At 49.8% G+C, this 21972-nt stretch carries 27 protein-coding genes; 16 read left to right on the top strand and 11 right to left on the bottom strand.

The window, feature by feature from the left end; translation table 11 throughout:
- Window positions 1–30: 30 nt before the first annotated feature.
- From METMI_RS0117415 to METMI_RS0117395, 5 genes are all read right to left on the bottom strand, one after another.
- Window positions 31–1131, bottom strand: coding sequence for a nucleotidyltransferase domain-containing protein (locus METMI_RS0117415; protein WP_019867582.1), 1101 nt, complete (start codon window positions 1129–1131; stop codon window positions 31–33).
- Window positions 1132–1168: 37 nt separating this feature from the next.
- Window positions 1169–2008 carry a nucleotidyltransferase domain-containing protein gene (locus tag METMI_RS0117410; RefSeq protein WP_156829887.1) on the bottom strand — a complete coding sequence of 280 codons (840 nt, stop codon included), beginning with the start codon at window positions 2006–2008 and terminating at the stop codon, window positions 1169–1171.
- 154 nt (window positions 2009–2162) lie between these two features.
- Window positions 2163–2447 (bottom strand): type II toxin-antitoxin system TacA family antitoxin, encoded by a 285-nt coding sequence (locus METMI_RS0117405; protein WP_019867580.1) that lies wholly within the window; start codon window positions 2445–2447, stop codon window positions 2163–2165.
- A 121-nt stretch (window positions 2448–2568) separates the two neighbouring features.
- Complete coding sequence (locus tag METMI_RS0117400) at window positions 2569–3081, bottom strand: GNAT family N-acetyltransferase (RefSeq protein ID WP_019867579.1); 513 nt, start codon at window positions 3079–3081, stop codon at window positions 2569–2571.
- Window positions 3074–3364, bottom strand: coding sequence for a type II toxin-antitoxin system TacA family antitoxin (locus METMI_RS0117395; RefSeq protein ID WP_019867578.1), 291 nt, complete (start codon window positions 3362–3364; stop codon window positions 3074–3076). Before METMI_RS0117395 ends, METMI_RS0117400 begins: the two co-directional genes overlap by 8 nt.
- Before the next feature lie 414 nt (window positions 3365–3778).
- On the opposite strand from METMI_RS0117395, the gene METMI_RS0117390 reads away from it, so the two are divergent.
- The 5 genes from METMI_RS0117390 to METMI_RS0117365 all read left to right on the top strand — a co-directional run bounded on the left by METMI_RS0117390 (window position 3779) and on the right by METMI_RS0117365 (window position 8046).
- On the top strand, window positions 3779–4123 hold the full coding sequence (locus tag METMI_RS0117390) for a UPF0175 family protein (RefSeq protein ID WP_019867577.1): 345 nt from the start codon (window positions 3779–3781) through the stop codon (window positions 4121–4123).
- Between the two features lie 3 nt (window positions 4124–4126).
- Window positions 4127–4615 (top strand): DUF3368 domain-containing protein, encoded by a 489-nt coding sequence (locus tag METMI_RS0117385; RefSeq protein ID WP_019867576.1) that lies wholly within the window; start codon window positions 4127–4129, stop codon window positions 4613–4615.
- Window positions 4616–4638: 23 nt separating this feature from the next.
- Window positions 4639–7074 (top strand): TOTE conflict system archaeo-eukaryotic primase domain-containing protein, encoded by a 2436-nt coding sequence (locus METMI_RS0117380; RefSeq protein ID WP_019867575.1) that lies wholly within the window; start codon window positions 4639–4641, stop codon window positions 7072–7074.
- Between the two features lie 9 nt (window positions 7075–7083).
- Window positions 7084–7296, top strand: coding sequence for a hypothetical protein (locus METMI_RS0117375; RefSeq protein WP_019867574.1), 213 nt, complete (start codon window positions 7084–7086; stop codon window positions 7294–7296).
- Window positions 7297–7605: 309 nt separating this feature from the next.
- On the top strand, window positions 7606–8046 hold the full coding sequence (locus METMI_RS0117365) for a hypothetical protein (protein WP_019867572.1): 441 nt from the start codon (window positions 7606–7608) through the stop codon (window positions 8044–8046).
- A gap of 247 nt (window positions 8047–8293) precedes the next feature.
- Here METMI_RS0117365 and METMI_RS27120 read toward each other — a convergent pair whose 3' ends face one another.
- The 3 genes from METMI_RS27120 to METMI_RS0117340 form a co-directional block, all read right to left on the bottom strand.
- Complete coding sequence (locus METMI_RS27120) at window positions 8294–8446, bottom strand: hypothetical protein (protein WP_019867571.1); 153 nt, start codon at window positions 8444–8446, stop codon at window positions 8294–8296.
- Between the two features lie 640 nt (window positions 8447–9086).
- Window positions 9087–9725: a retropepsin-like aspartic protease family protein gene (locus METMI_RS25675; protein ID WP_019867568.1), complete on the bottom strand. Its 639-nt coding sequence runs from the start codon at window positions 9723–9725 to the stop codon at window positions 9087–9089.
- A gap of 20 nt (window positions 9726–9745) precedes the next feature.
- A complete protein-coding gene (locus METMI_RS0117340; protein ID WP_019867567.1) occupies window positions 9746–9931 on the bottom strand; it encodes a hypothetical protein in 186 nt (61 codons plus the stop codon).
- Window positions 9932–10533: 602 nt separating this feature from the next.
- Between METMI_RS0117340 and METMI_RS0117330 the strand changes: the two genes are divergently transcribed.
- From METMI_RS0117330 to METMI_RS0117270, 11 genes are all read left to right on the top strand, one after another.
- Complete coding sequence (locus METMI_RS0117330; RefSeq protein ID WP_019867565.1) at window positions 10534–10929, top strand: hypothetical protein; 396 nt, start codon at window positions 10534–10536, stop codon at window positions 10927–10929.
- A gap of 103 nt (window positions 10930–11032) precedes the next feature.
- A complete protein-coding gene (locus tag METMI_RS0117325) occupies window positions 11033–12067 on the top strand; it encodes a phage/plasmid replication protein, II/X family (protein ID WP_019867564.1) in 1035 nt (344 codons plus the stop codon).
- Between the two features lie 36 nt (window positions 12068–12103).
- Window positions 12104–12472, top strand: coding sequence for a hypothetical protein (locus METMI_RS0117320; protein ID WP_019867563.1), 369 nt, complete (start codon window positions 12104–12106; stop codon window positions 12470–12472).
- An 8-nt stretch (window positions 12473–12480) separates the two neighbouring features.
- Window positions 12481–12729, top strand: coding sequence for a hypothetical protein (locus tag METMI_RS0117315; RefSeq protein WP_019867562.1), 249 nt, complete (start codon window positions 12481–12483; stop codon window positions 12727–12729).
- Between the two features lie 50 nt (window positions 12730–12779).
- Window positions 12780–13004: a hypothetical protein gene (locus METMI_RS0117310; protein ID WP_019867561.1), complete on the top strand. Its 225-nt coding sequence runs from the start codon at window positions 12780–12782 to the stop codon at window positions 13002–13004.
- 91 nt (window positions 13005–13095) lie between these two features.
- Window positions 13096–14484: a hypothetical protein gene (locus tag METMI_RS27115; protein WP_156829886.1), complete on the top strand. Its 1389-nt coding sequence runs from the start codon at window positions 13096–13098 to the stop codon at window positions 14482–14484.
- Window positions 14485–14488: 4 nt separating this feature from the next.
- On the top strand, window positions 14489–14824 hold the full coding sequence (locus METMI_RS0117295) for a DUF2523 family protein (RefSeq protein ID WP_019867558.1): 336 nt from the start codon (window positions 14489–14491) through the stop codon (window positions 14822–14824).
- The gene (locus METMI_RS0117290) at window positions 14824–16014 is read left to right on the top strand and encodes a zonular occludens toxin family protein (RefSeq protein ID WP_019867557.1); all 1191 of its coding nucleotides are present in this window, start codon (window positions 14824–14826) and stop codon (window positions 16012–16014) included. The genes METMI_RS0117295 and METMI_RS0117290 overlap by 1 nt, the downstream gene beginning before the upstream one ends.
- Window positions 16015–16412: 398 nt before the next feature.
- Window positions 16413–16748, top strand: coding sequence for a hypothetical protein (locus METMI_RS0117280; protein ID WP_019867555.1), 336 nt, complete (start codon window positions 16413–16415; stop codon window positions 16746–16748).
- Window positions 16749–16857: 109 nt separating this feature from the next.
- The gene (locus METMI_RS28330; RefSeq protein ID WP_156830010.1) at window positions 16858–17109 is read left to right on the top strand and encodes a DDE-type integrase/transposase/recombinase; all 252 of its coding nucleotides are present in this window, start codon (window positions 16858–16860) and stop codon (window positions 17107–17109) included.
- A 180-nt stretch (window positions 17110–17289) separates the two neighbouring features.
- Window positions 17290–18318: an alpha/beta fold hydrolase gene (locus tag METMI_RS0117270; protein ID WP_156829885.1), complete on the top strand. Its 1029-nt coding sequence runs from the start codon at window positions 17290–17292 to the stop codon at window positions 18316–18318.
- 127 nt (window positions 18319–18445) lie between these two features.
- On the opposite strand, the gene METMI_RS0117265 is transcribed toward METMI_RS0117270, so the two are convergent.
- The 3 genes from METMI_RS0117265 to queG all read right to left on the bottom strand — a co-directional run bounded on the left by METMI_RS0117265 (window position 18446) and on the right by queG (window position 21746).
- Window positions 18446–19837, bottom strand: a complete 1392-nt coding sequence (locus METMI_RS0117265; protein WP_019867552.1) for a DUF2252 domain-containing protein — start codon at window positions 19835–19837, stop codon at window positions 18446–18448.
- Between the two features lie 134 nt (window positions 19838–19971).
- The gene (locus tag METMI_RS24490) at window positions 19972–20610 is read right to left on the bottom strand and encodes a DUF4126 domain-containing protein (protein ID WP_019867551.1); all 639 of its coding nucleotides are present in this window, start codon (window positions 20608–20610) and stop codon (window positions 19972–19974) included.
- A gap of 71 nt (window positions 20611–20681) precedes the next feature.
- A complete protein-coding gene (gene queG / locus METMI_RS0117255; RefSeq protein ID WP_019867550.1) occupies window positions 20682–21746 on the bottom strand; it encodes a tRNA epoxyqueuosine(34) reductase QueG in 1065 nt (354 codons plus the stop codon).
- Between the last annotated feature and the right edge of the window lie 226 nt (window positions 21747–21972).

The following is a 21972-nucleotide window of genomic DNA, read 5'->3' as shown; positions in this document are numbered from 1 at the left end:
TCCACGCAATTCAATTTACCCACCCCAAATTTAGCTACAACAATACCAAGCCCTGCGAATCTCCACCGCCCAGCGTTCTATTTGCTGGACATCGGGCGCATTGGGCAACTGGCAGGCGGCAAAACCTGCATCAATCTCCACCAGTTCCTGTGCCGCTTTCGCCATCAAATCCTCATACTTATACTGCCCGGCCTTGATCGCCAACAATTCTTCGCGGTCAGGACGGCGCACAAGGGGTCGCCCAATCGTGGCGATTTCTTTCGCCATGCGCAACAACCGGAAAGTGTGCATCATGTTCTTGGCATCATAACCGCCGCCATGTGCCAGCGTGCCTTGATAGCGTACCTGATTGCGTGATTGTTCCCACTGCCGATAATCATGATACTCACGTAGGCGGCGGGCGAATTCGTCTTTGTTGAACACCAACCAAGCTTTAGGTTTCATGCCTTTAGGTATTGAAGACAGGCAGACATCTTGCGAAGGTGATGACGAATTCATCTGTGGGTCGGAGCGGAATAGGCCGTTAAAGCGGGCGTTGCCTTCTTGACCATCGTCGGCATAAAACAACGCGTAACCATCGCGTACATGTGGCAACGCGCTCAGGCCGCAACGTTCTGCTTGCATCCCTTGTGTGACAAGCCAGTGTTCCGCTGGAACCGTTTGGTCGCCTTCGACGATATGGCAACAATCAATCGGTCGTGGCAATATGTCAGCGACGGGATTGAAGATTTTTTTGTTCAAGCCTTTGGCACGTTTGACTTGGCTTAAGGCATAACCGGCAAAACTGTCCCGGCATAAACGTGACAAGACTCGTCTTGGTTCAATCCTGTCCAACAACGGATGCTGGTAAATGATCGTTTCCTTGGGCGCGAACAACAACTCGATACTGGATGGGTTGTTCTTTGCCAATAGTTTGAGGTATTTGCCCAGTTCATAATAAACATGGTCATTGTGCTCACTGCATACTTGTTCGATGTAAGTAAAGCCAAAATAGCGTTCCTGCGGCAAGATGAACACGCCGCGCAGATCCGTATCGGATTGTGGCGTGTCCAAACCATAAGCCCGGCTGCCGCTTAAGGCTTCCAGCAAAATCAGGTTTTGCCGTTTAAGATCGTCTATGTTCAGATTCACGGACGGACAATTAAAGGGCAGGGCGGGAAAGTATCTATCATTCTGATCCGCCAAGAAACGCTAGAAATAGGCCATCCAAAACTACCGGATCGCCAACCGCCGTGGGTAATTGTTTAGCCGATTCCTGTAATCGGGCCAATTCCTGTGCCAAAAAATCATCAAGCACGTTAATCCGCGCAATTGGAACCTGTTCGTCCGTCACTTGTTTGCGTTCCAGCAAGTTATCAATACTGGCTTTTATCGTCGGTTGCCCGTCTAGCAACGCCATTAAGGGTGTCAATTCCATGGGCGGAACTTCGCGGTATCGTTCAATCCATGCCGCTGCCAGCAAAGGTCGGAGCATGTAAAAATATTTCTTGATCTTAACGGTGGAATCCGTCAATTTCCGCTCCATCGTGCCACGGGCTAAAGACAAATAATGGTGGCAAGCACTGATGGGTGAATAAAAAGGGTCAAGTATCTCGCGTAAAGCCAGCAACGCCATCGTATCAAACCCTTGATAAATGATGGGGGATTGCAGCCATTCCCAAATGACCGGATTTGATTTGCGTGCCAAGCGCAAGGTTTTGCGCATATCCCAGCCGCCAAAATCCAGCAGCCCGACCGCACTGTCTTCTATGGGCAAGTCAATGACATCGCGCCCTTCGTCTAAAGCCAGATACCATTCTTGAGGATGGACATAGATGAACCGGACATCGTAATCACTATCCGGTGACGGAAATCCCCAGGCCCGGCTACCTGATTCACAAGCAAAGACGATCTTGACTTGATGTTCAATAGCCAGTGTGGAAAGACGGGTTTCGATCAGGGTTTGCGCTTCTGGGGATAGGGGCGTATGGAGTGGCATGACTGTAAAATAGCGGGGAAAACTTGCCATTTTTGGCAAGAAAAGGGTGTCAAAATTTACCAACAGATTTTATTATCTCATTGTTTTTAAAAAGCCCATAGATAGCGGTCAAGCGGCTCTTCGCCGCTGGCGAATGCCGATCGGTCACGATTGCCGTCCAAAGCGGTGAGGCGGAAAAGCGAGGTCACTTGGTATCGAACAATTCGCGGTGTTTCTCAAACGCCCGGCGCAGGGCGGCGTTCGGTTCAGGCGGGTTGGTGAGGCTCTCGGCAAAAAGCCGTTGGTCTTCCACCGAAAGACAGATAATCTCGGTGGCTTCGATAGTTTGCCTTGCGGCCTCGCTGGAGGCGGCGACAACAAAATCCGTCAACGTCCGCCCCTGTATTTCAGCGGCGCATTTCAGCATCGCATGGACATGGACGGGCAGGCGGGCTTCGAGGCGGGCAGTTGGTGGTTTGGCTTCTTTCATGTGTTTAATATACGGAACATTGCCGGATAAGATCAATGGATTTATACGCCTGCCTTATCTCCCCAAAACCGCCGTTATCAAAAGTTCAGTCTGCTTTCAGACAATTCAAATTGAGGTGGGCTTATTTTGGCAGGTTGGCAAACTTGATAAGGTCTAGCCCGTAAGTTGGTGTTTCTGTCGGTAGGCGGGTGAACCCATAATGGGAATAGAAAGCTTCGGCAGCGGCTGAAATGGTATGGACGATCAGGAGGCGGGCGGAAACTTCTTGGGCTGCACGGACTGACCGTTGCACGGCATCTTGAAGCAAGGACTTTCCCAGTCCTTTACCCTGCCATTTTTCATCAATGGCCAGACGGGCAAGAATGACCGCCGGAATCTGGCGGGGCATATTTCTACGCATAGAGCCAATAAACTCTTGGTTAAAAATTTGCCCCATACAAATGGCGTAGTAGCCAATGACTTTATGGGAACCTGATGGGCAAACAACATAGGTTTTGCTTGCCGATACCGCCATGTTGTCCAATGCCCGCTCACGCAACCAGATATGTAGTGTTTCTTCACCAGAACAAAAATCATCGGTATCATGCTTTAGGGTAAGCGGGACGGGCGGGGTAAATTGCTTGCCTTCACTCATTTGACCATAACGATTTAGTGGCTTTCAGCCGGTTCATTCCGTCTATTTGTTCTGGTGTTGCAGGTTTGTCCAACCAATCCAACACTTTTTGGAATGTCTGGTTATCTACATAAAGTGAAGTTTGGTCAAGAATGACGCTCTTTGCTTCTTTCAAAGCCGATGCCATCATGAATTGCGAACGGTTGGAGCCTAGCAATTCTGCGGCTTGGTCAATGAGCAACCTGTCATGGGCCTTTGCCCGTAAATGGATATTTACTTCTGCGGGTGCGTGTTCTGTTTTCATAAATGCTGTCCGGTTAAATCAATCTGAATTTTCAGCATTCAATCAATTGTGTTACCAATGTCAACACATAAACAACGCAAGATATTTGACAATACCTAGAAAAACCTACAAATCAATGACTTATTTGTGCCGTAAATCAAGGGCAAATACCAAACGCCACGAATTGGCAAAGATCGCTGTCTAGTGGTGACATGCTTGTAGTTGGGGGGCTTCAAATACCGAAGTTACCGCCACAAAATAGATCCCATGTTTTTGTGTGTTACTGAGGTTCTTTTGCTCGTTCCATTCGCCGCTGGGCTATATGCCATAAAACTTATGTCAAATTACTTAGCCACTCTCTCATATTTAGTGCAAACCTAGACCTTCAAATATCCTATATAATAATCCCATCTAATATTCCTATGAGATAGTCCTATGAAAACAGTGAATGTCAGCGGCTTAAAAAACAACCCTAGCCAAGCTTTACGCATGGCGCATGATGATTTAGTACTGGTAATGAACCGAAATGAGCCTGATGCGTTAATGATCGGCGTTAACTCCCTGAAGGTGATGGATCTGCCGGGTGTACGCAAGGCGTTGGCAACGGCATTGTTCAGGGATGGGGAATTGTCGTTGGCCCGCTCTGCCAAACTGGCCGACACACCCTTGGCCGATTTTATAGCCCATGTATCCCGGTTAGGTATTGCGGTGATTAACCAGACTGCCGTTGAAGTCCAACAAGATATGGATACCTTGGATCAATGGTTAACCCAAGGATAGCGCATGGCTGGTTTTGTTGTCATCGACTCCAGCCCGTTAATTGGTTTGGCTATGGTAGAGGGTTTGGTCTGGTTACCTAAACTCTTTAATACGGTTTATTTACCGGAAACTGTCAAGCGCGAAGTATTGCCAGGAACAGGTGCCCGTGGTGAAGAGGCCATCGCCAAAGCACTCGCAGAAGACTGGCTAAAAGTATGGCCTGAGCCAATAACGCCTTGCCTTGATATGGATTTGGATGCGGGTGAAACGGATTGTATCAATTTGGCGTTGAACTATGTGGAGCAGGTTTTGCTAGTGATGGATGAACGTGCGGGACGTGCGGTTGCCAAAGAAAATGGCCTACGTGTCATCGGTACCGCCGCCATTATCGGTCAAGCAAAAAAGCAGAATTTGATACCATCAGCCCGCGCCGTATTTCAGATTTTACATACGTCTGATTTCCGCATTGCGTCGGCTGTCATCAATCAGGTACTGTTGAGTGTGAATGAGTAGGATCACTCGCTCTTCAGACAATTATGGGCAACACTGAACAGCGAATCTCCGCATTAGAACAAAAAATCCAAGCCATTGATGCTGAACGTGAAGCATTGCTTATCGAGTTAACAGCCTTAAAAGAACACCTACGGCAACAGCAAGACAATTTGGTGAAAATCAGGGTGGATGCAACCGTTAATCACCGATCGTCGAGTCAAGAAAAAGTTAGCCTGTTTGGCGATTTATTCAAAGGGCGCACTGATATTTTTCCCAAACGTTGGGAAAACGGCAAAACCGGAAAGTCAGGCTATTCACCCGCCTGTGCCAATGAATGGAAACCCACTATTTGCGAAAAGCCCCGCATCAAGTGTGGCGACTGCAAATCCCGTTCATTCATTCCCGTTAACGACACCGTCATAGCCAATCATCTGGCAGGTAAAGTTAACCAGGGCAATCGGTCAGGCGATTTTGTCATTGGTGTTTACCCGTTAATGCAAGATGAACGCTGTTGGTTTTTGGCTGTTGATTTTGATAAGGCATCGTGGCAATTGGATGTCGGTGCTTTTGCCGGGGCTTGTCAAGAAAACGGCATCCCTTATGGCGTTGAAATATCACGTTCAGGTAAGGGTGCTCATGTTTGGTTGTTTTTCAGTTCCCCCATTTTAGCCCTGGAGGCCAGGAAACTAGGGGCTTACTTGCTTACGCAAGCGATGGATAAACACCCGGAATTGGGTTTTGAATCGTATGACCGATTGTTTCCCAACCAAGATACCATGCCGAAAGGCGGCTTCGGCAATTTGATTGCTTTACCTTTACAGAAAAAACCACGCGAACAGGGTAACAGCGTATTTGTCGATAACAACTTTATACCCTATCCCGATCAATGGGCTTACCTATCGACCATTAAACGCATATCGTTGGGTGAGTTAAACCCATTGATCGTAAAAGCTGAACAACAAAACCGTATTTTAGGCGTGATACTTCCTATTGCCGAGGAAGATGAACCTTGGAAAATAGCACCTTCAGGCAAAATTCAAGAAACCACTATTAATGGGCCCCTGCCTAAACAAGTCAGCATTATTCTGGGAAACCAGTTATTCATCGATAAAACCGAGTTGCCGCCATCACTGCAAAGCAAGCTTATCCGGTTGGCGGCGTTCCAGAATCCGGAATTTTACAAATCCCAAGCCATGAGGTTGTCAACTTTCGGTAAACCCAGAATCATTTCCTGTGCGGGTTATTTTCCACAGCATATTGCCTTACCTAGGGGCTGTATTGACGATGCCATGAACCTTCTTGGCGAATTAAAAATCCAGCCTGTTATTCAGGATGAGCGGTTTGCGGGTAAGCCCATTGCCGATTTGCAATTTCAGGGAACATTGACAGAAGAGCAAAACCAAGCCGCAAACAAGTTGCTTGCACACGATATTGGAACGCTGTCTGCGACCACCGCTTTTGGAAAAACGGTGGTCGCACTGCATATTTTGGCAACGCGTCAAGTGAACACGCTGATTATTGTCCACCGCCGACAACTTTTAGATCAGTGGCTGGAACGCATAGAAACGTTTTTGAACGTGCCTAAAAATCAGGTGGGAAAGATCGGTGGCGGCAAAAACAAACCGACAGGCATTATTGATGTCGCCATCATGCAAAGCCTGATAAAAAATCATGAAGTGAATGACTTGGTGGCCAATTACGGACAGGTTATTTTTGATGAATGCCATCATTTATCGGCGGTCAGCTTTGAATCCGTTGCCAAAGCGTGTAAGTCAAAATTCGTTTTAGGCTTGTCGGCAACGTTAACCCGCAAGGATGGACATCACCCCATCGTATTCATGCAATGCGGCCCTATCCGTTTTCAGGCCAGTGCTAAAGAACAAGCATCCGCACGGCCTTTTAACCATTACGTGACGCAGCGGCAAACGGCATTTATGATGCCAGAAATCCCAAGCACCGATAGCCGCACTTATATCCATGCAATTTATCAGGCATTGGTGCTTGACGGACGACGCAACCAGTTGATTCTTGATGACATTAAACAAGCGCTATCAGAAAGGCGTTCACCGATTGTGTTAACCGAACGGAAAGAGCATGTTGTGTTGTTGGCCGAGCAAATCAAAACGTTTGCGAAAAATGTCCTTGTCATGCAAGGTGGCATGGGGAGCCGACAACGCAAGCAATTGGCAGATACTTTGCAAAGTATCCCCGATGATGAGGAACGCATCATTATCGCTACCGGACGTTATCTGGGTGAAGGCTTTGATGATGACCGGCTCGACACCTTATTTTTGGTCATGCCAATTTCTTGGAAAGGCACCTTGGCACAGTATGCCGGAAGGCTGCACCGCTTGCACCACGCCAAAACCGAAGTCAGAATTTATGATTATGTCGATAGCCATGTGCCCATGCTAGCCAAAATGAGCGGAAAGCGGCAAATAGGCTATAAAAACTTAGGGTATAAATTGGTTGATTGTTAAGGTAAATAAATGGCCATTGTTACATCGATATCCTCCAAACAAGAAGCGGCAATAAGACGGGCAATCATCAGCGTTGTGCCGGATTATTTTGCCTGGACAGCTGAGGCACAGGAACGTTACCTTGCCAATATGCCCGATGATGACAATTTCCGCATTCGGCAAATAGTCGTAAACGTTTTGTTCGGCATGAAGAATTTGGCTTCGACAAAATCAACGTACTGATCCCGCATGAATACGTTGAGGGTAAAAACCACGGTAAGCGGGAAGGGCAGGGGGCACTTTTTGATATGCGGATTGATGCCGGAGGACTAGAGCCTCAACTGGGATTTGTTCGCCTCCACCACGAACATTGCCAAAGTCAAAAAAGAAATCCGCGAAGTCACCGAGTGGGCGTTCCGCCACCGTGATTTGTCCGGACTGTTGCCCTGGTGGAAACATACGTGGATGGAGCACTAACATGACCCTGAAAACAACGGTAAATCCAATGCCAGCAGAGCCGGCGCACCCAAACGATATAAAGCCGACCCCCGCGTGTTTGCATGCTATTCGAGCACGGCGACGGGCGAGCACACCGAATCAAAAGCCGCCGCCCCTGACCTGGCTGCTGCGCCAGCTGTCGAGGCTCCTGCTTCGGGGCGTCCTGTTCCTGGCCGTGGCGTTGATGCTGTCGCGGCTGCTCCGGCTAGTCCTGCTCGGCCATTAAAAAAGACCTGGCTGCAAAACATTGCGGCTTGGGATGTTGCCGGCATCACCGTCGATGAATTCGACCAGTTGCCGCCGTTTTGCTCGGTGTCCTCAAAAAAAACCATCCGTTGCACCGTATCGCTTCAGGAAAGCCACACGGTCATGTTCAGCTCCGTCACCAACCGCCTTTGCAACCTCAAGTCCTGTTACCTGTACTTTCCCATTGTCAAAAAAGAACAGCCCCATGCCATCCCCGCCGTTCCTGTCCGCCGCCCGTTGAGCGTCTAGGCTGAGGAACGGAGCTTGCGGAGTCCCGCAAGCCGTAACGCGAAACGGGCTGTTTAAGTTAATCGTTTCCTTACGCTTTACAATCAGCCAGCGTTTTTGCGGCCTGGCCAATCCGGTTCCGCCGGAACCGCCCACCAAAAATCCCCGATTTTCGCCTTTTTTCCTAAAAACGCCGTTTTATTGGTATATCATCAGTAAACAATACGGCAACGGCATTTTTTAAAAAGGCCGTCCGTGGCCTTGTTTTTCAAGCCAACCAATTCGCTTCCGCTTTCTCAATATCTTCCCGCCAGATGTCCGGGGTTTTAGGGGCTTTACTGAGCACCCATTCATAAAACCCGGCCATCACCACGTCGTATTCCCAATCCATTTGCCACATTTTTTCATATTCGTTTTTCATAACATACCCCGGTTGATTGGCGCATCACGTCGATGCACACATCAGCCAGCGGGGTTAAGTGGCGGGGTCAAGCAAAATTACGGAGGGTCTGAAAAAATAATTCAAAATGGCCTTTTCCTTAGCCATTATTTTTTTGGAAACCGTCATTTTGCTTGAGGCTGCCGCGACCCTGCTAAAATCCGTGTGTATTGATGATGATGCTTACATCATAACGGGGTGGGGTTTGGGGAGACCGTGAAGGTCTTCCCAATTAAATCATGGCGTAGCCATTCATCCAGTCGGGGTTAATAGTTCGCTGTGTGTCCAGGCCGTCAAGTGCGCCAACTCAAAAAAATTCAAAACATCCGTGGCCAGCCATTTTTTTGATTGGCGGCTTGCGCACACTTGAACGGCTACACAACAAAAATAAGCTTGCCATGCACTTAAGCAGTAGAAGACTGCTTAAGTCATGGGCACCGCTTTGCCGCTTTTTGGTTAGCCGGAAGGCGGGTAAAACCGGCTGTTTGCAGGGTCATGCACCCCCCGAAAATAACCCGTCTGAGACTTCGCATAATTACCCGTTTACGTTATGTAACAAGGCCGCCGTGGACAATGCGCAAGCCCACGGCGGCCTTTTTGCATAACGTGCATTATGCGAGGTCTATTCGCTATAGATTGTCCTGCAATCGGTTTTTTCCTCGTTGCAGGATACCGTTTTTTTCCATTTTGGTAGTCTTTCCCGTCCACTCCATCCCTTTGAAACCAATTTCATTGTGTTGCCTTTTACTTCCATGTTGAAGTGTTTTAACGCGCTCATGCCCATCAGGATTTCTTTCATAGAATGGTTTATTGTCCCTTCCACGTTGTTTAGCACGGCGTTGCCTAACTTTAGCTCGTTGATGCTGGTGGTGGATTCGATTATGTCACCGTTGGCAGTCCAAAATTTCTTGGTTCCCGTGGCTGGTAGGTTTGCCGCTTTCGCCATTTCGATGGGGATTGTCACATGTGTTGCTCCTGTGTCGATCAGGAAGGGCATTTTTATCCCGTTTATTAGTCCGTATCCTCGGTAATAACCTTCATTATCGGCTGTTAGTGTTAGGCCGCCTTCTGTTTCCACCATTCCGTTTTTTGTTACGGTGTATTGGATGTGTGTCTTGTTTTGTTTGTTTTGAACTTCTTTTTTTATTGTTTCGGGTAGCCAGTTGCCTGTGTCTTTGTAGGCCATTTCCAGATATTTGAGGATGAACCATCCGGCGAATAGTACTAAGGTACATATCAGCAGGTTTCTTAAGAAATTCATATTTTATCTAATTGATTTAATTATCTTTCTTCTTTTGCTTTTTCTACATCTTCGATAGTTATTTTATCTAAAAATAAGCTAAGTAAAGCGTCTGCAACATCTGTAGGTTTTATCACTTTGTTAGCTTTAATCGAAAATTCCCACGCCTTTTTTTCTATTTTTTCCCAGCGTGAACCTCTAACCCTTAGTGAGTGGTGACTTGCCATTTATTTTGCCTTTTGTCGTTTTGTGATTTGTTAATTATTCCATTTATTTCTTTTATATAAATCCCTTATTTACATGTCATTTGTGGTTAGTATATAAATAACTCACAAATCATTTGGGATTTGTATACAAATTTGAAAAATTACCTCATTGAAGGCAAGCCAATGACCCTAACACGCGCAAAACTCGATTTATCTTTAGTACCCGCCCCCCCAACGGCAAAACCTCCTGATCCTCTTTGAGATCGCCGTCAATAAAGCCGATGAACTGCTGAACCTTTTCCCTGATTTCTCCGCGCTTGCCCGAACCCTCCCCGTAGCGGGCGATAACTTGGGGGGTTCACCCTTATGACGGTTTGTTACTATCCCACTTGCCACAATACGGTCAAACGTTCCCCGATGGGTCGCGCACCCCGTTTTTGTTCAAATGCTTGTCGGCAGGCTTTTTACCGTTGGCAAAAAAACGGTTTTGAACGTGTGCGGGTTTCCAATCGTTGTGTTGCCCATCCTTCGTTTGTGTTACGAAATGCCGGCGTTAGTTTGTCGGTTCCGGCGGATTTGCTTCAAAACGTTGCTTTAACGTTACGAAAAGCCGGCGGGGTTTTATGACCAGCCACCGCTGCCCCTATTGCCTGAACCAGCCCATTTCCGTTGTTTTGGATTGCCCGCATTGCCGCGGTGTCGGCTTGCGGCCTGTGTCGGTGATCAAACGTCCCGGCCTGCCGCCGCCTACCAAGTTCATCGGCGATACATGCCCAATCTGCAACCTGTTGCAGTTGATTGAGGTGGTCAATAACCCGCACCAACCTTACACCATCGTCACCCGCACCCATTGTGGCTGTGGTGAACATGTCTCGGTCGAGACCAAGATTGACCCTGACACGATGAGGAGCCGTTCCACGGTTTCTTGCCTGTTTGATGAGATGACCCACGCAGAGTATTTGGCTGATGTCCGGCGGCAAGTGGCCGCGCGTTTTGGGGCGGGGGAGTGGTCCAAATGAACCCGCTTTTTTTTCCCAATGCGAACGGTTCGCAACAACCGAAAGGACAAAGGTTAGTAATACTGTCCTTTTGTACCATTTTTGGTATTTTTCGGGGTCGCCCATGATTGATTGGTTTCGCGGTTCCGTTTATTTCCTGCACAAACCGATTCCTGCCGGGCGGGTGATGTCCATTGAGGCTGATGGCGAAATCAGTTGGGAATGTGCCAAAAAACTGTTAGTCCGCAGTTCCCATGAAACCAGCCTGAAGATCAAGTCCGCCAACCTCAACCATCAGGGCGTGGCTACTGAATTGCACATTGACGGCAACCTTGCCAAGTTCCTGCAAGGCCATAACGTGTTTGGCTCGCGTGACCTGAACCAGTTGCTGCTGTTATCGTTTGACAAGTTGCTGGAGCTGTTTGCCGATCATCTACATGGCTGTTCCAGCCCCGCCTTGACCCGCGCCCAGATCAAGAAAGGGGCTTACAAGGTGAAGATGGTTGACATTAACCAGATGTATGACGTGGGCAATGACCAAAGCGTGGAAGCCTGGCTCCATGCCGCCGAAATGCGTGCCCATTCCCGCCATGGCCGTAGTACTTCGGACAAGGGCACGGTGTACCTCGGCAAGACTTCCCGCCGCTGGGCGTTCAAGTTCTACAACAAGTGGCGGGAAATGCTGGCGGGCGGCAAAACCCATACCTTGCCGGTTTATCTTCAGGATATTGGCTTGGAAGAATTTTCAAAGGGCAAGCTTCGCGCTGAGCTGCGTATTTTATCGAAAGAATTGCAACAACTGGGCATCACCCATGGTTACCATCTAACCCCTGCCAAAGTCGACGAGCTCTTTGGCTTCTACCTCGGAAAAACTGACATGACCCAACAAGCCACCCTCTTAGATGACGACCTTTTGAAGTTGCCCCGTCCTGTCCAGGCCACTTACCAGTTGTGGCGTCAAGGCGCGGATTTGCGCAACCTGCTTACCCATAACACCTTTTATCGTCACCGCCGTGTTCTCAAAGAACACGGCATTGACATCAATTCTATGCACCTCGCCCCCGAACACAACAACGTTGTGCCGCTGATGCGGGTCATTGAAGCCGTGCCCGTTGGCATTCCCCAATGGGCGTATGACCGCGGCCTGATCGCCGCCTGATTCTTGACCTTAACCTTACCTTCTTAAAGGCCACTTATGAAAACCTTAGTTTCTGCCATTTTCGTCAATTCCGGCATCGCTAAAGCCTCACAAAAGCCGTATTCCATGGCGCGCGCCGTTGTCCTGAACCCGTTCCAGCCCACTGACACCGCCAATTTCCAATGCCACGGCGTAGGCTTGAGCGCGGTTGAGTTGTCCGTCTCTGACGGTTTTATCACCGCTTTCCAAAACCAGTTCAATGCTGATTTTAAAGGCCAGCCCGTCCTGTATGACATTGACACCGTTTTGGATAGGGAAGGGCGCAACATTATTGTTGGCTTTGCTACGTCGCCGGTTCCTGTTTCGGCTCCTGTCGATGCCGCCCCGGCCGCCGATGCTGCCAAGCCTGTTTTTGGCAACAAATAGGTTAGCCCATGGCCTCCTGCGTCGCTGTCGCCCCGGATAACACCCTGTTCCTGGACGCCGTGTCCAGTCCTGACAGCTGCGCCTATTTGCTGATAACCAATGCCGATTATCAGGCCAATCTCAACATTAACGCTTTATTTGCACAGTATCTGGCATTTGACCCTGTGCTGTCCGGAACTCTACTGGGCGCTTTCATTGTTTCCTTTGTTGCAGGCCATGTCCTGGGCAAAGTGCTTGCGGGATTGCGCCGGGTTTAGTGTGTAACGCCCATTGGGCATTTTTATTTATCTTTATTGAGGTTATACCCATGAAAAAATCAACATTTGTTCCTGTATTACTTGGTTCTGCTTTGGTTGTCGTTTCTGCTTTAGTTCCTGAAATGGCGTTCGCTACTGATTCTGCGGCCGCAACTGCCATTGACACCGCCATTTCTGATGGTACCGCATTGCTTGCCAAAGTCGCCCCCGGCATTATCACTATCGCCGGATTGATGACGGGTGTCGCTCTGGTGATTTCGTTCATCCGCAAGTAAGCCATGTTTACCACCGTGTTATTTTCAGTCACGTTCGTGCTGATGTTCGCGGCGGGTTATGTCTCTTCCCGTTGACCTTTGAAGGCCGATAATGAAAAAGTATCTTTACACCTTACTTGTTCTTATTGGCCTTTTTTTATCCTTCGACCTTTGGGCAAATGGAACTAGTTGCCCTTCAGTTTCCCCTACGTACACTAATCCGCGTTGTTATTCTGGGGGCTCCGGTTTTTATTCCTCGCCCCTTGGTGTTATGTATCACCTTTTCCCAACGGACAATAACAATTGCTCTTCTTCTTTCTCCGGTACTACTGCTGCCGATATTGCTTGTACACATCAGACTCCCTCTACTGGTAATACTTATGATGTGATTGTCCATTGTGGTGCTACTGCTACTTGTCCTTCCACCTATTCATTAAGCGGTAATTCCTGCCTTGCCACTTCATCAACCACTTGTGCGGGAACTCCTACCTGTAACCCTCCTATTACCGTTTTGGATATTTCCGGCAATGTTTGCGTTTCTGCTCCCCCCTGTCAGGATACTCCTGACAATTCCATTTGTACGGCTTCCGGTACCACGTGTGCGGGTGCTTCTATTTTAGTCAAGGATGTTCCTACTTGTGGTGGCGCCCCCGGTACGCCTTCCACGGGTTCTGATGGTGCCGCGGGTTCTTCTGGTGGTTCTGGTACGGGTGGTGGTGGCGGTGCGGGTGGTGCGCCTGGTGCTGGGGGTACTGGTGGTGCCGGTGGTTCTTCTGGCGGCTCAGCGGGTGCCGGTGGTTCTGGCGGGGCGGGTGGTCAGGGGGGTCGTGGTGGTGATGGCGGAAAGGGTGGCGATGGTGGCATGGGGGGTGCCGGTGGGCAGGGTGGCCAGGGTGGTGTGACTGACATTACCCCGGTTGTCCAGGCTATTGACCGTTCTATCACTGCTGCTCAAGCCCATGCTGATGGTCTTGGTGCTAAAAGTGATGGCGTTGGGGCTAAAGTTGATAATTTAAGCGGTAAATTGGATGGCACAAACTCTTTACTAGGTGATATTGGCACAAAATTGGATGGCATATCCGGTAAATTGGGTAATGGTACCGGTTCCGGTGATGGTACGGGCAACCATGCGTGCCCCGATGGCCAAACCCTTTACAATGGCAATTGCACCAATGGCGGTTCTGCCAATGGCTTGACCAACCCAACCCCTGGCAATTTTGGCACGTCTGCCATGGATGCGTTGGATGTCGCACAATCTGATTATTCCTCAAAAATTGCTGAAATCAGGGCGGGTTTAACTAACCTGGTGCCTTCGGTGGATGTTTCAGGTGGCCAGCTCCCTAACTTTGATTTTGGCTCATTTGCCAACCCTTTGTGGGATTCTTCCGTCCCTTATACCTTCGACCTGACCCCTTATGCCGCCCAACTCTCTTGGATTGCCCAAGCGATCCTGTTTTTGGCGTTTCTCCTGGCCTTAGTCATTATTTTAGACAAGCGGTGATCTTATGGATTTCCTGAATAGCGTCATCTCGTTTTTTAACCAAACCCTTGATTTTCTCTATAACCAGCTTTATGGCTTTGTTACGGCCGCTTTCGCCCAATATGTCATTTATGCCACGGTCGCCATGATTAAGTTCAAATTGGCCATGATCAGTTTTGCCTGGGATGTCGCCCAGGAAATTATCAGCCAGTTGAATTTGTCCTCTTACGTTAATGCCGCTTTTGGTGCGTTGGACGACGATTTGCTCGGGTTCATCTGTTTTTTTCGGGTGCCTGAGTTTTGCAACACCATCATGAGCGCGTACATCACGCGTTATGTGATGACTTTTATCGGTGTCTGATGGCTACTGAAATACACCATGGGCCTCCTGGCTCGTTTAAAAGCTTCACCCTAGTCCAGCGTTTTGCTATTCCGGCGTTGCAAGCGGGCAGGGTGGTTGTGACGAATATCCGTGGTTTTAACGATATGGATTTGGTCAAGGACGCTTTCCCTGATATGGACTTCCCGTCCACCGCCACCATTTTATGGTTGGACACGACCGGGCAGGAAACCCGGACTATGCTGGCGTGTTTTTACAAATGGGTGCCGTTTGGCGCATTGATCATCATTGATGAAATACAGCAAATCTATCCCGATAGGCGGGATTTTAAACTGGAAAGCCTCGACAAATGGCAACCTAACCCCGCTGACGTTTTTGATGCGGGCATGATTGCTGAAGGCCGTCCTGAAGATGTCTTTATCGCTTACGACAAACAACGGCATTTCAATTGGGACATATTGGCCTCGACCACTAACATTGCGAAAGTTAAGCGCGAGATCCGGGAAGTGACTGACTTCGCTTACCGCCACCGTGACCTGTCCGGCTTTCTGCCGTGGTGGAAAGACACCTGGATAGAACACAAACACGACCCTGAAAACAATGGCAAATCCAAAGCACACCTTGCAGCCACGCCCGAACGCTACAAAGCCGACCAGCGAATCTATCGCTGCTATCAGAGCACGGCGACGGGCGAACATGTCAAAGCCAACCGTAAGTCTGTATTGGCAGACCCTAAAATTTTGGGTTTCCTTGTTCTTTTCCTCGTTTGCGGCCTTGTTTACGGGCTGGCGTCCTCTGTTCATGAGCCTGTTGGCTCAACTGTGGGCAAAGCTCCTGCTGCCAGCCCTCCGCCTGACAGGCCGCGCCCTGTTCCGTCTGACAGTCTTAATCCTGGTGGCGCTTCTCCTGTCAAAACTGCTGCGTTTGCTCCTGGTGGCGTAAAACGCGTCCTGGATGCCGACACCATCCGCACCTGGTCTTATATGGGCATCGCCCCCGAAGAGCTGCGCACCGTGCCCATGACCTGCCGTATCTATAAAAAGCACGTCAAGTGCACCATAAAACGTGATTCTATCAGCGATTTTCAGGCCGTGGCGGTGTCTACCAACCGGGTTTGTTTTAACCATTACTGCACCCTGTATTTCCCCGTCAACGCACCCAAACCTGACAAGGCCGAACCCAATATCTTGGCCGCTTCCATTTTGAAGTGAGGCCGCCGGCGCAACGCGCGCACGTGGAGCTTGCGGAACGCGCACAGCGTTAAGCGGCGGCCTTCATTCACATTTGGCAAGCGGTTTTTTACCATTTATTTATCGCTGATATCTAAACTAATCCGCGTAGCCGCCGCCCATGAAGTGCGCCAGCATCTTCATATAGCGATAGCGTGACTTTTAAAAACTAAAAGCGTAGCAACGCTAGCTTTTCACTCTGCCGGAAAGGATGGCCATTCATGCCAATTTCCATTGGTCAATCAAATTCCCAACATCGAACCTAGCCATCCTTGACCCTAATAGCCGCTTTTTGGCCAGCCGGAAGGCGGGTAATATTTATTGTTACAGTAACGGAAATTATTTATAATTTAATTAATGTTACAGTAACGGAAATTAAGATGAAAGATTCAAACGACAACCTGACAATAGAGCTTTTTCCTTCTGCTGGCCGCGGTCGCGGTCGGCCTAAGTCGCCAAATTCATTGAGTAACGCAGATAGGCAACGGCTTCACCGCGAGAAAAGGAAACAAACCCCCGCCGTCCCCCTGGGCGGCCTGACGCCGGACGAACAGCACCAGGTTGAAAAGTTTTTGAGGGATTACCGGCAACCCCGGCCAATGTCCTTGACGGGCTCATACCATTTGCTTAAGGCGGAAATGGAAGCCAAGGGATGTTCTGATGCCTCTATTGTTGATTTGGAAACCCTATGGCGTTATGCCGTGGCGGGTTTATGAATTTTAAAAAGCTTTCCGGATCTGTGACCCAAGCCCGTTTTTTCCTCTCCTAAAGACTTCGCATAATGCATATTATGTAAAATTATATGAAGCCCGATAATACCGTCCTATTGATAATTATGTCTGGACACAGGAAGGCTGGCTCTACGTAGCCGTTGTCGTCGATTTGCTTTCCCGGCAAGTCGTGGGCTGGGCAATTGACGGCCACATGCACACATCCTTGTGTGTCAGAGCCCGGCAAATACCCGCGGGGCAAGTGGCGTTTTGGCGACGGAAACCAACTTCAGGGTTGCTTCACTATTCGGATCTAGGCAGCCAATATGCCAGTTCCTACCCAATACGGGGAGTGCTTACAGGATAACAGCCCGGATCAAAACGGCCATTAGCAATCCATACCGGGATGGCAGGTATTTTGTATTTTGAAGGCCACCATGGCCTATAATGGCTTGCCCGCATCTTAACCCTAATAGAGCCAGCCCCCACCCTTATTTGAGGCACAAAACCCATGAAATCCTCCGCTTCCTTAACCTGCATAAGCAAAATGGCCCTTATCGCAATTTTCTGGTGCGGCATGGTTTCATCGTCCTACGCAGAAGGGCCGGGATGGCCTGCAAAAACCTACTATCGGTTCCAGGAAGTCGAAGGCAAAAAAGTGTTTTTTCGCGAGGCGGGGGACCCGTCCAAACCGACGATAGTCCTGCTCCATGGCTTCCCATCGTCCTCGCACACCTATAGGGAGCTAATCCCCCTACTATCAGGCAAGTTCCATCTTATCGCACCGGATTATCTGGGTTCCGGCTACAGCGACCATCCTGATCCCGGGCAGACAGCCTACACCTTCGACCTTCTTGCAAAATATGTATCTGGCTTATTGTCCGCACTGGACATTACGAAATACGTGCTGTACATGCAGGATTTCGGCGCCCCCGTCGGCTACAGGATGATGTTGGCTGCGCCAGAGTCGCTGCAGGCCTTGATCGTACAGAACGCAAACGCCTATCTAGCCGGCTTAACGGATGCCCGGCAAAACTTCTTTAGGACGGCCAATCAAGACCGTTCCCCTGAAAAAGTGGCCTCGCTCTTTGAATTTGTCGGGCGCGAAGCCGTGATCAACAAACAGTATTTGAGGGATGTGAAAGGCAAAGAAGCCATCATGAACCCCGATAGCTGGACACATGACTTGGTATTTTTGCAAAGCAACAAGGATAAGGCCATCCAAGTCCAGCTGTTTCAGGACTACAACAACAATATCCTCGCCTATCCGAAGTGGCAGGCTTTCCTACGCAAGAGGCGGCCCCCAACACTGATTGTTTGGGGCGAACATGATCCTGCCTTCATTGCGGCAGGGGCATTGGCCTACCTTAAAGACCTACCGGATGCCGAGTTACATTTAATGGATGCAGGCCATTTTGCGGTTGAGGAAAAAGCCGTAGAGATTGCCCGGCATATCCTGGAATTTCTGGACAGGGCGCTCACCCAAAACGCGGACAAAACCCGACAAAGCGCCCAACCAGGCACTCCCCCGCCAAGGCGCGCGGACGGTTTGATTGACGCATTAACCGCATCATAGGGTTAGGGGATATTGGGCCCAGACCCTTCTGCAAATCTTTACAGGGCTAGCATCTCCGCACCACAGATTCCGGCCACGGGGTTTTAAACCACCAGGCAAACCCAATGGCATTATGCTGGCTTTTAGGCTAATAAAGCACCGCACCGCTATTCTTTGCACTGACAAAATCCGTGTAATCCTGTTTTACCTGAGCCGCATAACCGAGTGCATAGTTCAACGTTTCGGTTTTCAAACCCGAAACATCCCCGTTTATCACATCCGTGATTTCCTTATCCATGCTGTAAGGGATCAAAGCCACATCATAATCTTTATCTGCCAACGCATGGTTCTTGGCCAAAATTTTGCCCATGTAATTGACCGCATCATTGAATTTGGTGTAGGTGGCCAGCAAGGTGTAGTCAAAATCTTCCTGATACGGTGAACGCTCAACCAGGAAAAACGGCAAGCCATTCATCGTGGTGTAGCCCGCCAAAACGTCGGTGTTGGTCAGCATCGCTTTCATGCTTTTGGTGACGCGTTCGCCATTGTGGCCATCATAAACCCAAGCAGGCATGTTGCCGGAAGCGGCGATGGCCACCGCACTGTCAGTTTCTTGCTTCATTTCCAGGATCACATCATCGCTGGTCGCCGTGGACGGGCCGTCGACCAGCACATAATAACGGTACCGGCCTAAGCTGCCAGTGCCGGAACCTAAACGCAAGGCCGCATCCTTCAGCGCATAATAGCTGTTGCTTTTACGCTTGGAAGCGGCGATCGAGCTGAGGTAGCCCGGCATAGCGGCGTTGATGGCCGAAAATGTGCTGCTGTCGACGGGTTGCAAGGAACCGCTGATGGTCAGGAAATAACGCGAGCCGCCACTAACGGCGGTGTATTTTGCCAACAGGCCGGAGCGGGTTTTGCCGTCGGCGGCTTGGATGGTGTCTTTGACGATGCCGTTAGTGTTGCCGGTGGTCAGGCGATAGGACAATTCGTTGTCGTTGCCTTTGAATGCGGCAATTTGGGTGGCGTAACTGCCCACAAAATTTTTGACCAAGGCCTGGCGATCCGTACTGCCAAGGCCATTTTCTTCCGCCGCCAACAAAATGGCGACCGCCATGCGCCGCAAATCCCAGGTGTAAGGCCCCCAGTAGCCTTCATCGAAATCATTGCTGTCGAAGACGGCATTGCTGTTGGCATCGCGGAATCCGCCCATGTTCTGCATGTGCATGTCGCCTTCAAGCCAAACACCGTTGGTGATGGCATTGCTATACCATGAAGCAGGCCAAGTGGCGGTGTTGTTGGCGTCTTCGTAAAAAATGTGCGCGGTGCCGCGATAAAACGCAAACGCATTGGCCGCCATTTTGGTCATTTTAACCGCCAACTCACCAGGCAGATTGGCGGCGAACGGGTGGTTTTGGTTGTAGATTTTCTGCACGACCCAAGCCTTACGGCTAGTCGCCGCTTCTGCTTGGGATGGAAGGAAGGCTGATGACATGGCTGATAGCGCAAGGCTTACAGCGATAGCGGCGCGAAATTTCATAAAACTCCTAAAGTTGTTACTGGGGGCGGATAGTAAAACTTGAGGATTGTAGGCCGTCTTTGTGTCTTTTTAATGAACCTGTATTTTTGGATAAATTGGACGCCCAACGCGTTCAGACAAACAATTCGCACTTTTTATTGTGGCGGATTGGCATTGGGCGGCGGGGCTCCGTGATTAAACAGGTTAGTGACAAAACGGAAAACTTTTTTAACGCCCGTCCAAATTTTGGGCAACCACCAGATCATCAACACGATAAAACCCGCCAAGGCAAACAAAAACAACACCGGATGGTTGATACATGCCCAAACACCGCCTATGACGGCGACATCCTCACCCACCGAGGCAAACCAGTTGCTAAACGGTTCGGGTGAAGTGTTGATCAGCACCCGCGTCCCGGCTTTGGTCGCGTGGCTCCCTGCCGCCAAGCTTCCGCCCAAAATGGCGGCGGCGATTTCAACCGCCGGGTTCAAATCGCCTATCGCCCCGGCAGCCAGCATAGCCCCCGCCGGGATGCGGATAAAGGTGTGGATGGCATCCCAACCCGTATCCACGCCGGGGGTTTTATCGGCGAAAAATTCGATAAAATACATCAGCCCCGCCGCACCTAAAACAACAGGGTTGGCGACAACTTGTAAATCAGGCGGCAACACGATATTGCCGGTATTGGCCAGCAGACCCAGGGTCAATAAGGTCGCGTACAGATTAATGCCGCTGGCCCACGCCAAACCCATGGTTAACGCCAAGGTCGTGGTTATTTGGTTGAGTGCGTCCATAAGGGGTTCCTGTATTTGCTAATGTAGTCCAGCTTAACATTTTTCAGGGGTGGCACAGCAGCGGTTTTTGCCTACCGGTTTTGGCTATGGCGCCGTAAAGCCCACAACACATGTTCCCTAACCAATTCGGACGGATGCGCCAACCTATTTTTTAAAGCCTCGACAATGCCAACAGAACCGGACGCATTGCCCAGAGCCACGGCAATATTGCGCAACCACCGCCCATAACCAATCCGCCGTATCGCCGAACCTTCGGTTTTGCTTAAAAACATTTCTTCATCCCAAGCGAACACCTCCAGCAATTGCCGGGTATCCAGCCGATGCCGGGGATGAAAGTCCTTTTCCCCAGTAAAACGCGCAAAACGGTTCCAAGGGCAAACCAACTGGCAATCATCACAGCCGTAAATGCGGTTGCCGATCAAGGGACGCAAGCCTTCAGGGATAGCGCCATGCAATTCAATGGTCAGATACGACACGCAACGGCGGGCATCGACTTGGTACGGTGCGACTATCGCCTGGGTCGGACAAACATCAAGGCACGCCACACACTCACCACAATGGTTGCTGGTCGGCACATCGGCTGGCAGCGGCAAATCGGTGTAAATCTCCCCCAGAAAAAACCACGACCCGGCCTTGCGGTTGATCAAGTTGGAATGCTTGCCTATCCACCCCAACCCCGCCTTCTCGGCAATCGCCTTTTCCAGCACGGGCGCACTGTCCACAAACACACGGTAGCCCAATTCACCGCATTGCGTTTGGATTTTATCGGCGAGTTTTTGCAGGCGGTTGCGCAGGACTTTGTGGTAATCACGGCCTAGCGCATAGCGGGAAATATAGGCGGCGGCGGGGTCAGCCAATGTTTCATGCATGGCGGGGGCTTCCGGCAGATAGTCCATACGCACGGAAATGATGCTCTTGGTGCCTTCTTGCAGCATCGCCGGACGGCTACGTTTTAGCCCATGCCGCTGCATATACGCCATATCACCCTGAAAATCCTTCGCCAACCAATCCTGCAAATGCTGTTCTGCGTCTGATAAATTAGTGTCGCTGATACCGACTTGCTGGAAGCCTAGCCCCCTACCCCATTGCTTGATGTCGTTGGCGAGGCCGGTTAAGGTGTTTTCTGTGAATTCCATAAAAGCATTGGCTTATAGAGTAGCGGATCAAAACGGTGTTTTCTTTGTGGGGTGGGCAACGCTGTTCTGCCCATCTTTCGCCTAAAAAGTGAAAAAAAACGCTGCCTACAGGATTTAATCAAACACCTTGGCTGGAACGGGTTTGTTACCCGTTCCATAACGTTTTAATTAAGTGTCGGCGCTTCAAAACCTTTGGGACGGGATGACAAATTCCGTCCCACATGAG

It is taken from the genome of Methylovulum miyakonense HT12 (assembly GCF_000384075.1).
Classification (GTDB): domain Bacteria; phylum Pseudomonadota; class Gammaproteobacteria; order Methylococcales; family Methylomonadaceae; genus Methylovulum; species Methylovulum miyakonense.
Note: the sequence above shows the minus strand (reverse complement) of the source record. Positions and strands in the feature narration are given on the sequence as shown.

Excerpts from the sequence above, each read along its gene's own strand:
- METMI_RS0117410 (WP_156829887.1), bottom strand. The coding sequence starts at position 2,008 with ATGGCAAGTTTTCCCCGCTATTTTACAGTCATGCCACTCCATACGCCC.
- METMI_RS0117405 (WP_019867580.1), bottom strand. The coding sequence starts at position 2,447 with ATGAAAGAAGCCAAACCACCAACTGCCCGCCTCGAAGCCCGCCTGCCC.
- METMI_RS0117400 (WP_019867579.1), bottom strand. The coding sequence starts at position 3,081 with ATGAGTGAAGGCAAGCAATTTACCCCGCCCGTCCCGCTTACCCTAAAG.
- METMI_RS0117395 (WP_019867578.1), bottom strand. The coding sequence starts at position 3,364 with ATGAAAACAGAACACGCACCCGCAGAAGTAAATATCCATTTACGGGCA.
- METMI_RS0117390 (WP_019867577.1), top strand. The coding sequence starts at position 3,779 with ATGAAAACAGTGAATGTCAGCGGCTTAAAAAACAACCCTAGCCAAGCT.
- METMI_RS0117385 (WP_019867576.1), top strand. The coding sequence starts at position 4,127 with ATGGCTGGTTTTGTTGTCATCGACTCCAGCCCGTTAATTGGTTTGGCT.
- METMI_RS0117380 (WP_019867575.1), top strand. The coding sequence starts at position 4,639 with ATGGGCAACACTGAACAGCGAATCTCCGCATTAGAACAAAAAATCCAA.
- METMI_RS0117375 (WP_019867574.1), top strand. The coding sequence starts at position 7,084 with ATGGCCATTGTTACATCGATATCCTCCAAACAAGAAGCGGCAATAAGA.
- METMI_RS27120 (WP_019867571.1), bottom strand. The coding sequence starts at position 8,446 with ATGAAAAACGAATATGAAAAAATGTGGCAAATGGATTGGGAATACGAC.
- METMI_RS25675 (WP_019867568.1), bottom strand. The coding sequence starts at position 9,725 with ATGAATTTCTTAAGAAACCTGCTGATATGTACCTTAGTACTATTCGCC.
- METMI_RS0117340 (WP_019867567.1), bottom strand. The coding sequence starts at position 9,931 with ATGGCAAGTCACCACTCACTAAGGGTTAGAGGTTCACGCTGGGAAAAA.
- METMI_RS0117330 (WP_019867565.1), top strand. The coding sequence starts at position 10,534 with ATGACCAGCCACCGCTGCCCCTATTGCCTGAACCAGCCCATTTCCGTT.
- METMI_RS0117325 (WP_019867564.1), top strand. The coding sequence starts at position 11,033 with ATGATTGATTGGTTTCGCGGTTCCGTTTATTTCCTGCACAAACCGATT.
- METMI_RS0117320 (WP_019867563.1), top strand. The coding sequence starts at position 12,104 with ATGAAAACCTTAGTTTCTGCCATTTTCGTCAATTCCGGCATCGCTAAA.
- METMI_RS0117315 (WP_019867562.1), top strand. The coding sequence starts at position 12,481 with ATGGCCTCCTGCGTCGCTGTCGCCCCGGATAACACCCTGTTCCTGGAC.
- METMI_RS0117310 (WP_019867561.1), top strand. The coding sequence starts at position 12,780 with ATGAAAAAATCAACATTTGTTCCTGTATTACTTGGTTCTGCTTTGGTT.
- METMI_RS27115 (WP_156829886.1), top strand. The coding sequence starts at position 13,096 with ATGAAAAAGTATCTTTACACCTTACTTGTTCTTATTGGCCTTTTTTTA.
- METMI_RS0117295 (WP_019867558.1), top strand. The coding sequence starts at position 14,489 with ATGGATTTCCTGAATAGCGTCATCTCGTTTTTTAACCAAACCCTTGAT.
- METMI_RS0117290 (WP_019867557.1), top strand. The coding sequence starts at position 14,824 with ATGGCTACTGAAATACACCATGGGCCTCCTGGCTCGTTTAAAAGCTTC.
- METMI_RS0117280 (WP_019867555.1), top strand. The coding sequence starts at position 16,413 with ATGAAAGATTCAAACGACAACCTGACAATAGAGCTTTTTCCTTCTGCT.
- METMI_RS0117270 (WP_156829885.1), top strand. The coding sequence starts at position 17,290 with ATGGCCCTTATCGCAATTTTCTGGTGCGGCATGGTTTCATCGTCCTAC.
- METMI_RS0117265 (WP_019867552.1), bottom strand. The coding sequence starts at position 19,837 with ATGAAATTTCGCGCCGCTATCGCTGTAAGCCTTGCGCTATCAGCCATG.
- METMI_RS24490 (WP_019867551.1), bottom strand. The coding sequence starts at position 20,610 with ATGGACGCACTCAACCAAATAACCACGACCTTGGCGTTAACCATGGGT.
- queG (WP_019867550.1), bottom strand. The coding sequence starts at position 21,746 with ATGGAATTCACAGAAAACACCTTAACCGGCCTCGCCAACGACATCAAG.